The organism is Candidatus Clostridium eludens (assembly GCF_045310515.1).
Lineage (GTDB): Bacteria > Bacillota > Clostridia > Clostridiales > Clostridiaceae > Clostridium_B > Clostridium_B eludens.
Genome location: NZ_JBJHZX010000011.1, coordinates 102,681 through 118,221, shown reverse-complemented (window position 1 = coordinate 118,221; position 15,541 = coordinate 102,681). Strand labels below are relative to the sequence as shown.

Below are 15,541 nucleotides of genomic sequence, written 5' to 3'. Positions count from 1 at the left end.
AGCCCATAGTGGTAAAATTTATGTCAAAAGTGAACTTGGAAAAGGTACAAATATTACATTTACTATTCCATTTGAATGATAATGAACTAGAATAAAAAAAACATCTTATATGAGTTATAATAGATTTATGTAAGGTGATTATAAAAGCAGCATGATTATTATACTGTTTTCATTAGGTTTACAAAGAAAAAGTAAAGAAAAAATTAGGTTACAAAAATGATCAGCTTATAAACAAATAACACATTGATTTCAAATATATGTAAATAAGCATTGTTAGTACTGAAAGATTATATAATAATCAAACATTAGAAATTTATTGTCCACTCTTATATAAAAATCCTCATACACTCATATCCTTTTATATAGTTATTGGTATAAATAACTATATATTTAATATTTTACGTATATTTTTAAATAATGTATTATATTAATATACTTGATTAAAATATCCATAACTTTTTAGACAAGCTATTTAACTTCATATAATATAATTAAATTTTTCTTCTCGCAAGCAGTATGGTTATTAATTAACCATACTTAATTTTTCGTAGAGAAAAATAAACACAATCACTTTTTACAAACATACTATTTAAATTTATTAATTTACATATGATTAAAAAATGGCTTTGTTAAAGAATAGTGTTGATAATATAACATTTTTTTAAGGGAACCTTAAAATGAGTTCCCTTAGTTCGTGTTTACATTATATTTTGATATTGTAAATATTTTCTCTATAATTATTTACAGAATAATTATTAAATCAACTTCTTCCATAATTTAATGAATGAAAATACTCAGGATTAGAAAACAAACTAATAATTTCCTAAATTTTATCTAAAATGAAAAACAGTCGCCTAGAATGACTGTTTTTCATTTTTATTTATTTGCTCCATTTAAGATACTGAGAGAATTTTCAAGCACCGACTTACACTTGCTGGCATTAGGATTTTTTGAACGGACTGCTGACAATACACTGTCAAAAGTTCCATCAATTTGCGTCCATGTTTTGTTATCAATTTCCCTTAACTGAGGCTCTGATGTATCCCAATCATGCTCCAAATCGTCAGCCATTGTTTTCGCCGAAGTAAAGTTATTTGAATTTACAAAGTTTAGCATATCATTTTCAATTGTAATGAAATTTGCTAATTGTCCTTTTAATGTAGTTTGAGTTGTTGTCTTTGGTGGCGTACTTTGCGATGGAGCTTGTGTAGTATTCTGATTGTTTGGGGAAGTAGGTGCAGGCACATTATTATTTGCTCCATTTAAAATACTGAGCGAATTGTTAAGCGCCGATTTGCACTTGCTAGCATCAGGATTTTTTGAACGAGCTGCTGCTAGTACCTCATCCATGGTTCCATCAATTTGTGTCCATGTTTTGCTATCAATTTTTCTTAACTGTGCCTCTGATGTATCCCAATCATGCTCCAAATCATCAGCCTTTGTTTTCGCCGAAGTAAAGTTATTTGAATTTACAAAGTTTAGCATATCATTTTCAATTGTAATAAAATTTGTTAATTGTCCTTTTAATGTAGTTTGTGAAGAACCAGTTTGCGGTACTACAATATTACTGCTACACCAAACATAGCCACCCATACCAACAGCTAAGAAGATGCACAATACCACAATGGTTTGTGTCAAAACATTTTTCTTGATTCCATTTGTTTGCTTTGATGCTACTGTTTCACTTTTGGGCATTGCATCACGTTTTGTAACAGCGAGAAAAGTTATTACTGCTAAAATAGCTATTAGAAAAATCACACTGGTAACTGTTGCTCCCAAGGCTAATCCACCATTTTCTTTTGACTGAGATAGGTAATCTCCGAGTGATGCTCCGAGTGGGCGAGTAAAAACATAAGCAACCCAAAACGCTAATACCTCATTAAGTTTTAAGAATTTATATGCTAAAAATACGCTAGCTATTATAATAACCACTATTATTCCTGTGCGAAGATACCCAAGACCAAGCTGCTCGGAATATAAATCGCCAACTGCTGTTCCCAGTGCAAATGTGAAAAGGATAGTGAGCCAATAGAAAGTTTCTCTTTTTACTGTATAAATTGAATGTACTGAGAGTGTTTTTTCACTAAGATACCAAAAAAGAAAAGTTAGCCCTAATAGCACGCTGAAAACTACTGTACTAACCTCAAGAGGTACTCCTAATCCGTCTGTCAAATTATCGGTTACCAACGTTCCAAATACACTTATAAGTACAACTGTTAGCCAATAAATGCCAGGGACATATTTAGTTGCTCTGAATTGAAGATACAATACAACGATAAACGCTATTCCCATTATAATTGTAGTAAGAGTTAACCCTAACCCAAGATTGACATTTAAGAAATCTGAAAATGTTTCACCAACTGTGGTACATAAGATTTTTATAATCCAGAAATAAATAGTTACCTCTGGAACCTTACTTAATAGACTTTTAATTTTTTTTGTTTTGTTCGTTTCCATTTTTTACTCCTCTTTTGTAAATATAGTATATCTCACATATAAATATATTTACTATTATTTAAAGGCACATTAAAATGTTATTAAAATAGTATTAAAAAATTATTAACGATCTGTATCCAAAACTATTTACACATTTTTTAGCACCATTTTTTGATAGATTAAATATTTCTACCCATGAAGGTAAGAGTGATTATTGGGGTGTCGCCACATGGCCATCAAGCTAAGACACGAGAATAATGAATTAAATCAGTTGGTGTAAGAGATTAAGGCAAAACAAATTTATGTTATTACAAATTTTAGAATAAGTACTATTTTAATGTGATTTTTTGCATATCAAAAAAGCTCCTGTATTCATGATTTTTTGAAGACACGAACTTTAAATTATAATATAATAAAAGTGTTTTATGCGGCGGTTTCACACCTTCTTTCTTGATGGTTGTAGGGGACTCCAAGAATGTCAAAGAAGGTCTTTTTGTCCTTACGGTGCGATTTCCGCCCATTTTTACATATACAGTTATATATTCTTGTTAAAACTTTGAAATTACTTGAAGGCGTCATAAAGCTGAAATACAGCTCTTGAACATATTCATGCACTATTTGTGCTGTTTTAATTTCACTTGTTTCAAACTTCTTCTTTTTTAAGAGTTCAGATCTCATTTTAAACATCACTATGGAGCTTAAAACTAGTAAAATAAGTTTACCATATAATTGGCACTTGAAACGTTCAATTTTTACTGGTTTTACACTAGATATGTGAAATATTGACTTCCATATCTTGAATATTAGTTCAATCTGCCATCTTAATGAATAAATATCATGTATTTGTTTTGTAATCAATATGTCATTTGATATGTTGGTCATGTATATTATTATTCCTATCAAATCAATTGTATTAGCACTTTTCTTAATACCTTTCTTTTTAGCATTTCTAAAGACCTTTTCTTTCCGTTCCTTAAATTGGCTCTTGGTAAGTTTATAGATTATTAGACGTACTTTGCGCTTTTCAGTTCTCCCAACAAATGCATCTGGTATTTCCTTAATTTGGCCTTCCTGCATTTTACTTGTCACGTCCTTTAAAAACAATCTCTTATAAACACTTGACTTCCTTGGTTGTCCATTTTTAAGATATTTAACATGTTCATTTTTTACATACACAGCTATATTAGGTTTAAGTCTTGAAACATAGAAAGATTTTTTATTTTCCATATCCTCAAAATCCTTGAGATTAAAGTATCCCAGGTCTCTTAATGAAAGATCTCCTGCCTTAAATGTGTCTTTTATTTTACTTCCAAAGGTATTGTCATTTCCACTCCCGTGACCCACATCTATGTGCATGAAGTTTCCTGATTTTAATTCATATTCAAGCTGTATCTTTATGCTGGAAGGCTGTGAACTCCCTCCTGAACCTGGATATACACTCTTATATATTTCCGGGACTTGAAATGCCGTAGAATCAACTATTCTTATTCTGTTAAAATGTTCATCCCATATGGTAGGTATATTTGAATTTGTGAGTGTTACACTATTTAAAAGCCTTGTAAATATTTCTTTTAAGAACTTTACTGCCTTTTCATTTAAACGCTGGTCTAATGCTTGGCTGCTTACTGTTGTTTTTGTTTTTGAGCTTAGATTAGCACTCATTGTTACAAGTGTATCTTTTGATACGTCCAATTGTGAAAATGCACATAAATAAAGGAATTCCCATGCTTTTAATTTACCTTCTCTTCGTACAAATCCAACCTTTCTTGCTATCTTTTCAACTTCTTCTTGTGAAAAGTATTTTAGTATATGGTTTGATAATTCCTTGATTCCATTTTGTGTTATTAATTTTTCTTTTGCTATTTTTTAGCCCTCCTTATAAAAAATAGATTTCTATTATTTATTGTACTATTTTTTATAAATGGGGACTATTTTTTCCTTAGCTTGATGGCCATGTCCCATTACCCCTATAAGTGAATATAATTCATTAGTTTATAACTAATTTTATAATTTAAGTGTCAGACAAATAATCATGCAATTTTATGAGCATATAGAGCTGATTAAGAACATTAAAAATAAGAGGTATATACCCACCTCTTTTAAATTTGTCTACATCATAAACCAAAAAGCCCATAGTATATCACTTCAGTTTTCTAGTAACTTCATAGGTAAAGCATAGCATAGTATACCTTGTAAGGTAAAATATCTATATAAGACATTCTCCATTACTACCCTAAAGAACAAAAAATTTTAGGAGCTTTTTTAAAGAATTACTATAAGGGAGTAGTTCTAATGCTATTTTATGTGCCTTAAAATAAGGGAGAGATTTAAAAATGTTAAAAATATATAGGATAACGGGGACACCAGTAATCAGTGCTGATAAGCCAATAAAAGAACTAAAACAAAAGTGGGTTGAGTCATTATATACTGGATTTAAACTAGGGAAATTGAGTACACCAGAACAATATTTTCAAGTAATGATTTTACTGGGTCAGTTCTTATCAGACGAACTGTATAGAGTAGGGAAAAACCCTATAAATAAAAATGTAGAAAAAGAATATTTAATACTATCTAACAGTCTAGGGTGTTACATGGATAAATTTATGTTTTGTGCTATACAATCTCACGAGGGAGGCGAAAAGATACAATCACCGCATGGAGCCATTCGTTTACTTGAAAATGCATGTGATAGAGCTTTAGAATTTATTCCAGAACCTGAAAAGACGATATCAGAGTTTTGTGAGATATACGGTATAAATTTTGTGTGACAAATTGAAAATATCAAAATGCAAAAGAATATATTTTAAAAAGTACATTTTAAGAAATGAATAATAGTTGACCGTAAATTAACCCTTTGCAGTGTATCAATAATTGTTATCGTGAATATTTACACTTAATTCAACAAGCCTACTTGACTTAAGGTTGTTTTAACATTGAATTACTACATTGTATAAGATAGTAAAATGAAATAAAATATTAATAAACCCATTTTTTTCAATAAGAACTGCGATAGAATTTACTTAAATTATGCAGATAAATAAAAATTGACTTGCTTGTGTGAGTGAATGTACTAAGGGGCATATTGAAAAAAATAAGTGATAAAATATTGTAAATACGCCCCCTGTGTCAGAATGTATAATATTAGATGTTTATATAAATATTATATTATTTGAATAATTTAATGATAAAACTTGTACAAAATACGAACTTTTTTATACGTGAGCACATGATATTTTCCCCAGTATGTGGCCTATTTTTACCCGTCAATATATAGCTGAACTTGACGGCGTGAAGTTAGACAGACTTTCACCTCTTGAAAGAAAAAGACTTGAGAGAGAAGTTGAGGAATGGAAAGCCAAGGCAGAGAAAGCAGAAAAGGCTCTTGCTAAAATAAATATGATTAGCATGGGAGCTATCTATAATCAGGAAATGGACTAAGCAGGATAATGAGCTGATTAGTTTTAAATATAAAATATTTTAAATCTTATAATATAGTGTAATTTAAAGGTAAAAAAGTATAAAATACGAAGAAGAATAAATCACTAAAGTAATAAACTGTTATTTTAAAAAGGGAAACGAAGAATTTCATTTCCCTCTAACAATCTATTTTAGCATATTCCGTCTCTAAATCCGTGTCCACATCCGCATAATAATAATAAAATTATTATTATTACTATTACTTCGCATCCGCGTCCGTGTCTAAATCTATCACAATCACATCTACGTCCCATAGAGATCCCTCCTTGTTATCTTAAACATATATTTTTAGTTATCCAATTTATGATCATTTGTTCTATATCTTGTTGCTTTAATCAAGCCTCTAAAATTAATTTAGTAAATTACAAAGACTATTTAATAAAAAATATATATTTTTTACTAAATCTTCTTTTACTTCTTAAGTAATCTAGAACATTTTCCTTAGCATTAGTAACCACAGTTAATGCCACAACATAATAATAAGAGCATTATTATGACTAGTACTTCTTCTCCTTGTCCGAATCTACCACAACCACTATCATATTTACGATTACACCTTGGCATAAAGAATTATCCTTATTATCTTTTGTTATATATTTTTATAATATTAATGAGACAAGTAAAATGTTACCGCAACAGATGAATGAACATATTAAAAATTCAAGAACCATACAAATAACTAAATAAACTATTACTCTAAAAGGGGAAATGAAATTCTTCATTTCCCTTCAATTTCTTTGGATATTTGATTTCGTCATCCACATGGTATAAAGAATCCTCTTTATTATCTTTTGTATTTTGTATGTACGTTTATAATATTAACAAGACAAATAAAGTGTTACAGATAAAAGTAAATGAACATATCAAAAATTCAAGAACCATAGAAAGGTCATTTAGATGTTTTCATAAAATTAGGCTATCTATATCCCCGATAAGAAAAACCGCTTTAAAATGGCTCTGTGGGAGTTTCAATTTTATCTACTCCCTTTTGAAAGTGGAAGTTCCAACCTGAAAAATATTATATAAAGGAAATTATTCCTATGATAACTTTATCCATCCATAAGATGTATCATCAAACTATTAAAACACAATGATACACTTTTCCAACCTAATTTATGCAGGTTTATCTTTATTTTTCTCTTTCTTTTTACATGTATCTTTATACTATAGTTTTTAAAGACACATTATCTTCATTTTGTTCAGCAACTAGAGTGAAAAACGCTCTAGTTTTATTTTTTAACAGGTAGCTTAATTAGACATTATAAATCTTCTGTCTAATATGCAATAAGACATCTAATGAAAACACCTAAATTATGGAATATACTTTGCCCCTGATGTGGCAAGTAGACGGTAATCTTCACAGATACCGCCCCTCTCAGAACCGGACGTGCCCAATTAAGGCATCCGGCTCCCCATATGAACCTATTTTACACATAGGTAGGATTTAGATTAACTAAAGAATTGGGTTTAGGATTTACGAGTGGGTAATATTCTAACAATTTGGCTATTTTATCCCAGTTTAATTTAGTTCGTTGGCTTCTCTTCTTTAACCAGTAATACATTGATTTTATGATTTGCCTTTTGTATTTCAGTAAGTTGCCCCAATTATCACTAACGCCATAATAATTATAATGTCCTTGTAGTTTTTGATTTACTTTTTCCCATATTAGACCTAGTGGAAGATTTCTATTTTCTTTTATCCACTTATTGAATTCATTAACTTTGGTCCGAAATTTCTTTGAGGCTGTTTTCCATTTTAATTTGAAATTTCCTTTTCTACTCTTACTACAGTAGTGTGTAAATCCAAGAAAATCAAATGTTTCTGGTTTCTTTCCACCTTTTCGTTTTATTCGTTCCTCTGCAAATCTTCCAAACTCTATAATTTTAGTCTTTTCTTCTGCAATATTGAGTTCGAATTTTGATAGTCTAACTTTTAATGATTTATAGAATGCTTTTGCATCCTCTTCGTATTGAAAACATGCTACACTATCATCCGCATATCTTGTTAGATAGCATTCACCTTTACAGTGTTTAACTACTACCTTGGTAAACCATAAATCAAGAGTATAGTGCAAATATATATTGGCCAAAAGTGGAGACAGACTTCCACCTTGTGCTACGCCTTCAGTAATTTCAATGAACTTTCCTTTTTCCAATATGCCTGCTTTTAAGAACCTCTTAGTAAGAGCAAGTATCCTGCTATCATTTATTCTAAGTTTAAGAAATTTCATCATCCATTCATGGTTTACATGGTCAAAAAAACCTTTAATATCAGCCTCTACGATGTAGTTAACTTTTTTCTTCATTATGTCATTGCTTAGATTTTTCAATGCATCGTGACAACTTTTATTTGGTCTAAACCCAAATGATATAGGAAGAAAATCTTCTTCATAAATACTTTGTAGAATAATAACTAAAGCACCTTGCACTATCTTATCTTCTAAAACAGGAATACCAAGTGGTCTCATTTTATCACTTCCGGCTTTAGGTATATACTGTCTTTTTATTGGCTGGGGTCTGTACGAACCTTTCTTTAATTTGATTAGCAAATTACTCACATTTTCATCCAAATGTACTTTATAACTTTCTTTAGTTTCTTTATCAATACCTGGAGATGCGGTGTTATTCAATCTTTTAAGAGATTCTTTTAATGTATTCGAGCTCATTAAATAAGCTAATGAACAGAACTTTGCATCTTTATCTCTTCGAGCTACCTGTGCTATGCTTGCAAGTTTTGTTCTCACTGTTATTCCGATTCTAAGTCCGGGCAATGTTTCCCTTTTAAGCTGTTTCATATGTTACTCTCCTTCCTTTCTCCGGCATTACCCGTTATCATCAGTACTATAAAAGTATCCGACTTCCTGCTGGCTTTTGCCTTCCTTACTTCTTCAGTTTGTACTGCATACTTTTCCTTAGAAAAGGCCAGTCAGGATCTCCCCGAGTTTCCGCATATTCTCAATACTTAGCTAGGTAGGGTCTCAGACCCCAGATGTGTTTATTTGCACTCGCTTTATCGCACAAATAAATATTGCTTTCCACGTCCGTGACCGTTTCTGCCACATCATCAAGGAGTTTTCGAAGCTCAATCCCATTCACTGCTGGGTTACCACCCAGTCAATTCTACCTCGCTAGCTTTCTGTCTACGCTTAAAATGTTACGTTACCGCAACACCTCCAAGACTCGATACAAGGCGATTTGCTAAATCTTACCTTGGCAGGATTTCCGCCTGCTAGAATATGCGCCCTGTCGGGACGCACCACGGATGCTCCCATTACCCCATGTAATATAAAAAATACTTGTATATTGCAACACTTGTATATTACAATACTAATAATTATTAGTATTGGAGGAGGTTTTTTACATGTCTGAAGTAACTAGTTCAAAGCAGCTAAGAGAACTGATACGGATACTGGAAAGAAAGCTTGGAGCGCTTAAGGATTTTCAGACTACTTGCTGCGGTGTAACTATGGCTCAATGTCATGCCTTGGTTGAAATAGGTCGTTTAGGAAACATATCATTAAACGAACTTTCTAGGTTATTAAATTTGGATAACAGTACCATGAGCAGAACAGTTAATAATCTTGTAAATAGGAACTTAGCGAGACGTGAAGTTGATCCACAGGATAGGAGGTATATAACAATTTTCCTTACTGAAGATGGAGAAAAAGTGTTTATGGCAATTGAGGAGAGTATGAATATATACTACAAGAATGTTTATACCCTTATACCTGAAGACAAAAAGAAACAAGTGTTAGAAAGCTTAGAAATCTTACTGGAAGCAATAAGTAATAATAAATGAATATGAGAGGAGCAATATCATGGATAGTAAACACTATTTTAAGAAAATAGCTAACCAATGGGATACTATGCGTCAAAATTTCTTTTCGGAATCTATAAGAGAAAGAGCTTATGATATCGCAAAGGTAGAATCCGGAAAGGTTGCTGCTGACATTGGGTCAGGAACAGGATTTATTACAGAAGGATTAATTAAAAACGGATTAAGAGTTATTGCTGTAGACAGTTCAGAAGAAATGCTTAAGCAAATGAAGCTAAAATTTAAAGAATATAATGATATTGAGTATCGTCAAGGTGAAGCTGAAATTCTACCGATAGAAAATGATACAGTCGATTATGCTATGGCAAATATGTATTTACATCATGTAGAAGATCCTCTCACTGCAATTAAAGAGATGGTAAGAATTTTAAAACCAGGTGGAAAAATTGTCATTACTGATTTAGATAAACATGATTTTGAGTTCTTAAAAACAGAACACTTTGATCGCTGGATGGGATTTAATCGAGAAAATATAAAACAATGGTTCGTAAGTGCAGGACTTAAGAATGTTGTAGTTGATTGTACTGGCGGTAATTGTAATACCACTTCGAATTGTAGTTGTGAAAATGTAAGTATAAGTATCTTTATAGCTTATGGCGAAAAGTAGATTTCTAAATCAACACATATTATTTAATTGGTCTGTTGTGCTATTTGATTCATCATATCCCCAACAATGCTTTTAAGGGTAGAATTCTCTATTTCCAAAAATTCAACTTTGTCTTTTCAATAATTTCAAAATTTAACTAGCATAACAGGTTACTTAGGGAAATTTTATTTTAAAACATTAATATTTATTTTTAAATAAATCATTATCGCAAGCAAATAATATATATGCATAAATATTCATAGGACATTAAACATCATCCTATGGAATTCAGAATAATATCAATTATTTTTCGTTGTATCTGAAACTTATAATTTTATAATAATACATAATATAGTATAATTATAAGAATAGGTGGTTATTTGGATAATATTAAAAATTTAAATTCTAGATAAATTGTTATAAATATTTAACTTTATTTTAGATTGATTTTATTTTTAATTGCATTTCAATAATTACCTCTTAAATTATAAATTTATGAAAGGTGCTGATACTTTTGGAATACAACTTAAACAACACAAGTGATCTGCTTAATGAAGCAAACAAATCTATTTTATTTACTACCATACGTCCTGATATTGTAATGGAGCATGGAAAAGGTATGTATTTATGGGATACCAATGGAAAGGGTTATCTTGACTTTATGGGTGGATGGGCTGTTACATCATTAGGACATTGTCCAGATGTCCTTATAGAAGCATTAACAAATCAAAGTAATACATTAATAAATGCAAGCCCTTCATTTTATAATAAGCCTATGATTGAATTTTCAAAGCTCCTTACAAGCAATTCTTGCTTTGATAGAGTATTTTTTGCTAGCAGTGGTTCTGAAGCAAATGAAGGCGCTATAAAGTTAGCAAGAAAATATGGTGCTAAGTTTCTAAATGGTGCTTATGAAATAATAACTGCTGTTAACAGTTTTCATGGTAGAACTCTTGCTACCATGTCTGCAACTGGCAAGAAGGCCTGGAAAGATTTGTATGAACCCAAGGTTCCAGGGTTTAAACATGTTCCACTAAATGATTTAGACGCCATTAAAACCTCTATAACTTCTAATACATGTGCAATCATGTTAGAACCTATACAAGGAGAAGGCGGTGTTAACGAACTCAGTAAAAGTTATATAAAAGCCTTAAGAAATATATGTAGAGAACGTAAAATTCTATTAATTTTTGATGAAGTTCAGACAGGCATTGGAAGAACTGGTGATTTATTTGCATATCAATATTATGAAGTTGAACCTGATATAATGACACTAGCAAAGGGAATAGGCGGAGGTTACCCGTTGTCTGCATTATTAGCTAAAGAAGCACTTAATATATTTGAGCCTGGGGATCAAGGCGGAACCTACTCAGCCCAACCTCTTGGTATGGCTGCAGGTATAGCTGTAGTTAGTGAAGTTATCAATAAAAATCTATCACATAACGCCAAGGTACAAGGAGAATATATAATAGAAAAATTAAATGAAATAAAGAATACGTATGGATTAAAAAATATACGTGGAAGAGGATTACTTATTGCTTTTGATATTCCAGAAAATAAAGGAAGTGAAATTGTTATCAAATGTTTGGATGAAGGTCTCCTATTAAATTCACCAAGACCATCCACTATTCGTTTAATGCCACCCTTAATAATTACACATAAGGAAACTGATAACATGATCACTATTCTTTCTAAGGTATTAGACATGACTCTATTGTAAAAATTATCATCTGAAAACTATATATTTCTTAATCAATTATAACTAAATTAGTGCTACAAGATAAACAAGCATTTAATTGGAACCTTGTATGTAGACATATAGAAACAATAAAATTATACATAATAAAGGATAACACTATTTCTATATGTCAGTTTAAAACTGCTACAAGTAAAGTAACAAAAATTTTAGTATTATATTAAAAATGAAATGTAACTAATAGTCATTTGCCAGGGAACTGTCAGAATAAGATAGTTCCCTAATTGTTATATTAAAAAAGATGTGAAATCTATTAAAAATAATCCTAAAAAATTAATTTATAATTTTTTAAGCATTAGTATTGATTAATGGGATAATATTGGTTATAATTATATTAGTAAATAATTATATGCCTAAATATCACTTATTGAAGATCACAAATTAGATTTATACTTTACGAATATTAGGTTATGGGAGGAAATTATGAACCAAGAAGAGCTAAGTGTAAAAATATTCAAAGCATTAGGTCATCCAATTAGATATAAAATTGTAAAGTTTTTATTTAACGGTCCAAAGTGTGTATGTAAATTAAATGAAGATGTAGAGTTTAGCCAGGCTAATTTATCTCAACATTTAAAGATACTTAAAGATGCTGGTATTCTCGCATCTGAAAAGATTGGAATGAATATTCATTATAGAATTAGCAATGATGAAATAAAGAAAGTTATAGAATGTGTTGATAGATGTGTAATAAACTATATAAATAATTTCAGCAAAGCTAAATAATTATTTAAAATAAATATATCCTATAGGAGGATGGTTATGGAAATAAAGATTTTAGGATCATGTTGTTCAAATTGTAGAAAACTTGAATCAAATGCAAGGGAAGCTGTTAAAGGGCTTAATGTAGAAGCTAATATTACAAAAGTTGAAGATATTAAAGAAATTATGAAATATGGAGTTATGAGAACACCAGCTATAGTAATAAATGAAAAAGTTAAAATGTTCGGTAAGGTTTGTAATGTCGATGAAATTACAAAATACATTAATGATGAAAAATAAGGGCAACCTATATTAAGAAAGGACTTAACCCTATATTAATAGGATTAAAGTCCCTTATTTCAGGGTAGTATATAAGTGTTTAATTATAAAGTTATAGATTGGAAGGATGGGTAATATGTTTACACCTGTACAAATTTTTGCTGATTGGCTTATTTATAATATTTTGGGAATTGCTAAAGAAAGTAAACTTGGAAGTTCCCTTAATTTCTTCGTATTTGATACTATAAAAATATTTATTTTATTGTTAATAATAATCTATGTAATCACTTTTATAAGGAGTTTCTTTCCACCAGAAAAAACGAAAAAGATACTTGCAAAGAGTAAAGGAAGCACATTTATTGGGCATGTTCTTGCAGCATTACTCGGAATTGTTACACCATTTTGTTCATGTTCTGCAGTGCCACTTTTTATTGGTTTTGTTGAAGCAGGAGTGCCCCTTGGAGTTACATTTTCTTTTTTGATAGCTGCACCAATGGTAAATGAAGTTGCATTAGGACTTCTTTATGGCTTGTTTGGAATAAAAATAGCCATAATTTATGTAGTTTCTGGTGAAATAATTGCAATAGTAAGTGGTATTATAATTGGAAAATTAAAAATGGAAAAGCATGTAGAAGGATACGTTTATGAAATGCAAATGAATTCTGATTTAGAATTGCCTGATCCAACTACAAAGGAAAGATTAATAGATTCTTGGAATTTTACGTGGGATTTAATAAAAAAAATATGGTTGTATGTAATAATCGGTATTGCCATAGGTGGTTTTATACATGGATGGATTCCTGCAGGGGCATTAGCAAAGTATGCTGGAAAGAGTAATCCATTTGCAGTATTTGTAGCTGTACTAATTGGAGTTCCACTATACTCCAATGCTGCTGGGGTAATCCCATTAGTTAGCGAACTTACAAGAGCTGGAGTTGCAATGGGAACATCACTTGCATTTATGATGGCTGTAACAGCACTTAGTTTACCAGAAGCAATTCTTTTAAGAAGAGTATTAAAACCTAAGCTATTATCAGTATTCTTTGGAGTAGTAGCATTAGGAATAGTATTCATTGGTTATTTATTTAATTTTATAATAGTCTAACAAGTTTTACATCAGAGATATCTTATACTTAGCTCTAGTAACACAAAATAAAGAATATTAATTAAATAATTAAGTTTAAATGAATTAAGAAGGGGTATAAATTATGGAACAAAAAAATAATTGATAAAAGAAATCTCATTGTATTATTAGGACTTGCTGGATTCATTGTTATGGCTGACAACTGGGTAGTATCTCCCATACTTCCAACTATATCTCAAAATTTAAATATAGACATAGCAAAGTCAGGATTACTAATAACAGCATATATGATACCTTTTGGTGTTTTCCAAATTATTTTTGGGCCTTTAGCTGATAGATATGGGAAAAAGCAAGTAATTACGTTTTCGATGTTAGCATTTACAATTGCTACAGGTATATGTGCTTTAGGTTCAAGCTTAACAAGTTTAGCTTTATTTCGTTCATTAACAGGAATTTTTGCAGCCTCTGTAATACCTATATCATTGGCGTTAATAGGTGATGTTTTCCCAATGCAAAAGAGACAACAAGCAATTGGTACATTTATGGGATTGTCATTTCTTGGACAAGGATTAAGTATGGCTGTAGGGGGAACAATTGCATTCTTATTAAATTGGAGAGGTGTATTTGTGACATATGCTCTAATATCCCTTATTCCTGCAATTTTGTTAATTAAAAATTATAAACTGTTACCTTCGGAAAAGAATCCGAATAGTCAAATTATCAAACCTTATATAAAACTTATATCAAATACTACAAGTTTATTTACTTATTTAATTGTAATTTTTGAAGGAATGTTTATAGTTGGGAGCTTTTCATACATTGGATCTTTTATTGCTAAGACATACCATTATAATAATCTTTATATTGGCTTTATAATGACTGGATTTGGAATTATGTCAGTAATCGGTGGAAGAATGAGTGGAAAAATTACAAGAAAGATTGGTCAACGCAAAATTCTAAGTATAGGACTCATTTCTGCCTCACTTGCCGACATTGTAATATATTTTTCGGGAACTAATATATTCATGTTAGTATTAGGAGTTGCATTACTTGGGATTGGATTTATATTTACACATTCCACACTTTTAACAAGAGCTACTGAATTTGCTCAAAAATCAAGAGGGTCTGCTATGTCCTTAGTTGCATTTTGCTTCATGGGGGGCGGTGGATTAGGAACTGCAATTGGAGGAAGAGTCATAATGGTATATGGCATAAATGCACTATTTGTTATTTATGGCTCTTTACTTATAGTCACTTTGTTGCTAAGTTATGCGTTAATTAAAGATATCTAAAGTAGTTATAAGCTCTTTAGTTGTCAAATTTAATGCAAATTCTTACCAATAAAAAAATTATAATAATTTTTTAAAAAGAAAGTTTTATAATAAA

At 30.6% G+C, this 15,541-nt stretch carries 13 protein-coding genes; 9 read left to right on the top strand and 4 right to left on the bottom strand.

The genetic code is table 11. From position 1 onward, the window contains the following. Positions 1 to 876: 876 nt before the first annotated feature. Both ACJDU8_RS09310 and ACJDU8_RS09305 read right to left on the bottom strand, forming a co-directional pair. Positions 877 to 2,457: a COG4705 family protein gene (locus tag ACJDU8_RS09310; RefSeq protein WP_406791870.1), complete on the bottom strand. Its 1,581-nt coding sequence runs from the start codon at positions 2,455 to 2,457 to the stop codon at positions 877 to 879. 402 nt (positions 2,458 to 2,859) lie between these two features. Beyond that, positions 2,860 to 4,245: an IS4 family transposase gene (locus ACJDU8_RS09305; protein ID WP_406791879.1), complete on the bottom strand. Its 1,386-nt coding sequence runs from the start codon at positions 4,243 to 4,245 to the stop codon at positions 2,860 to 2,862. A 524-nt stretch (positions 4,246 to 4,769) separates the two neighbouring features. On the opposite strand from ACJDU8_RS09305, the gene ACJDU8_RS09300 reads away from it, so the two are divergent. Both ACJDU8_RS09300 and ACJDU8_RS09295 read left to right on the top strand, forming a co-directional pair. Then, positions 4,770 to 5,204, top strand: coding sequence for a hypothetical protein (locus ACJDU8_RS09300; RefSeq protein ID WP_406791869.1), 435 nt, complete (start codon positions 4,770 to 4,772; stop codon positions 5,202 to 5,204). A 475-nt stretch (positions 5,205 to 5,679) separates the two neighbouring features. Beyond that, positions 5,680 to 5,874 carry a hypothetical protein gene (locus ACJDU8_RS09295; RefSeq protein ID WP_406791868.1) on the top strand — a complete coding sequence of 65 codons (195 nt, stop codon included), beginning with the start codon at positions 5,680 to 5,682 and terminating at the stop codon, positions 5,872 to 5,874. Positions 5,875 to 6,044: 170 nt separating this feature from the next. Here ACJDU8_RS09295 and ACJDU8_RS09290 read toward each other — a convergent pair whose 3' ends face one another. Together ACJDU8_RS09290 and ltrA are read right to left on the bottom strand one after the other, a co-directional pair. Beyond that, entirely contained in the window at positions 6,045 to 6,167 is a 123-nt protein-coding gene (locus ACJDU8_RS09290; protein ID WP_406791867.1) for a hypothetical protein, read from the bottom strand. Between the two features lie 1,173 nt (positions 6,168 to 7,340). Beyond that, positions 7,341 to 8,708: a group II intron reverse transcriptase/maturase gene (ltrA, locus tag ACJDU8_RS09285; RefSeq protein WP_406791866.1), complete on the bottom strand. Its 1,368-nt coding sequence runs from the start codon at positions 8,706 to 8,708 to the stop codon at positions 7,341 to 7,343. Positions 8,709 to 9,274: 566 nt separating this feature from the next. On the opposite strand from ltrA, the gene ACJDU8_RS09280 reads away from it, so the two are divergent. The 7 genes from ACJDU8_RS09280 to ACJDU8_RS09250 all read left to right on the top strand — a co-directional run bounded on the left by ACJDU8_RS09280 (position 9,275) and on the right by ACJDU8_RS09250 (position 15,447). Next, positions 9,275 to 9,712, top strand: a complete 438-nt coding sequence (locus ACJDU8_RS09280; protein ID WP_406791865.1) for a MarR family winged helix-turn-helix transcriptional regulator — start codon at positions 9,275 to 9,277, stop codon at positions 9,710 to 9,712. A 19-nt stretch (positions 9,713 to 9,731) separates the two neighbouring features. Beyond that, positions 9,732 to 10,355 carry a class I SAM-dependent methyltransferase gene (locus tag ACJDU8_RS09275; protein ID WP_406791864.1) on the top strand — a complete coding sequence of 208 codons (624 nt, stop codon included), beginning with the start codon at positions 9,732 to 9,734 and terminating at the stop codon, positions 10,353 to 10,355. Positions 10,356 to 10,848: 493 nt separating this feature from the next. Next, complete coding sequence (locus ACJDU8_RS09270) at positions 10,849 to 12,054, top strand: aspartate aminotransferase family protein (RefSeq protein ID WP_479723067.1); 1,206 nt, start codon at positions 10,849 to 10,851, stop codon at positions 12,052 to 12,054. A 459-nt stretch (positions 12,055 to 12,513) separates the two neighbouring features. Then, on the top strand, positions 12,514 to 12,816 hold the full coding sequence (locus ACJDU8_RS09265; RefSeq protein WP_406791863.1) for an ArsR/SmtB family transcription factor: 303 nt from the start codon (positions 12,514 to 12,516) through the stop codon (positions 12,814 to 12,816). A gap of 36 nt (positions 12,817 to 12,852) precedes the next feature. Beyond that, complete coding sequence (locus ACJDU8_RS09260; protein WP_406791862.1) at positions 12,853 to 13,092, top strand: thioredoxin family protein; 240 nt, start codon at positions 12,853 to 12,855, stop codon at positions 13,090 to 13,092. 115 nt (positions 13,093 to 13,207) lie between these two features. Next, positions 13,208 to 14,176 (top strand): permease, encoded by a 969-nt coding sequence (locus tag ACJDU8_RS09255; protein ID WP_406791861.1) that lies wholly within the window; start codon positions 13,208 to 13,210, stop codon positions 14,174 to 14,176. Positions 14,177 to 14,259: 83 nt separating this feature from the next. Continuing rightward, a complete protein-coding gene (locus ACJDU8_RS09250; RefSeq protein ID WP_406791877.1) occupies positions 14,260 to 15,447 on the top strand; it encodes an MFS transporter in 1,188 nt (395 codons plus the stop codon). The last annotated feature ends 94 nt before the right edge of the window (positions 15,448 to 15,541 follow it).

Coding starts and splice junctions, on each gene's coding strand:
- ACJDU8_RS09300 (WP_406791869.1), top strand. CDS start 4,770: ATGTTAAAAATATATAGGATAACGGGGACACCAGTAATCAGTGCTGAT.
- ACJDU8_RS09275 (WP_406791864.1), top strand. CDS start 9,732: ATGGATAGTAAACACTATTTTAAGAAAATAGCTAACCAATGGGATACT.
- ACJDU8_RS09260 (WP_406791862.1), top strand. CDS start 12,853: ATGGAAATAAAGATTTTAGGATCATGTTGTTCAAATTGTAGAAAACTT.
- ACJDU8_RS09280 (WP_406791865.1), top strand. CDS start 9,275: ATGTCTGAAGTAACTAGTTCAAAGCAGCTAAGAGAACTGATACGGATA.
- ltrA (WP_406791866.1), bottom strand. CDS start 8,708: ATGAAACAGCTTAAAAGGGAAACATTGCCCGGACTTAGAATCGGAATA.
- ACJDU8_RS09295 (WP_406791868.1), top strand. CDS start 5,680: ATGTGGCCTATTTTTACCCGTCAATATATAGCTGAACTTGACGGCGTG.
- ACJDU8_RS09310 (WP_406791870.1), bottom strand. CDS start 2,457: ATGGAAACGAACAAAACAAAAAAAATTAAAAGTCTATTAAGTAAGGTT.
- ACJDU8_RS09265 (WP_406791863.1), top strand. CDS start 12,514: ATGAACCAAGAAGAGCTAAGTGTAAAAATATTCAAAGCATTAGGTCAT.
- ACJDU8_RS09255 (WP_406791861.1), top strand. CDS start 13,208: ATGTTTACACCTGTACAAATTTTTGCTGATTGGCTTATTTATAATATT.
- ACJDU8_RS09290 (WP_406791867.1), bottom strand. CDS start 6,167: ATGGGACGTAGATGTGATTGTGATAGATTTAGACACGGACGCGGATGC.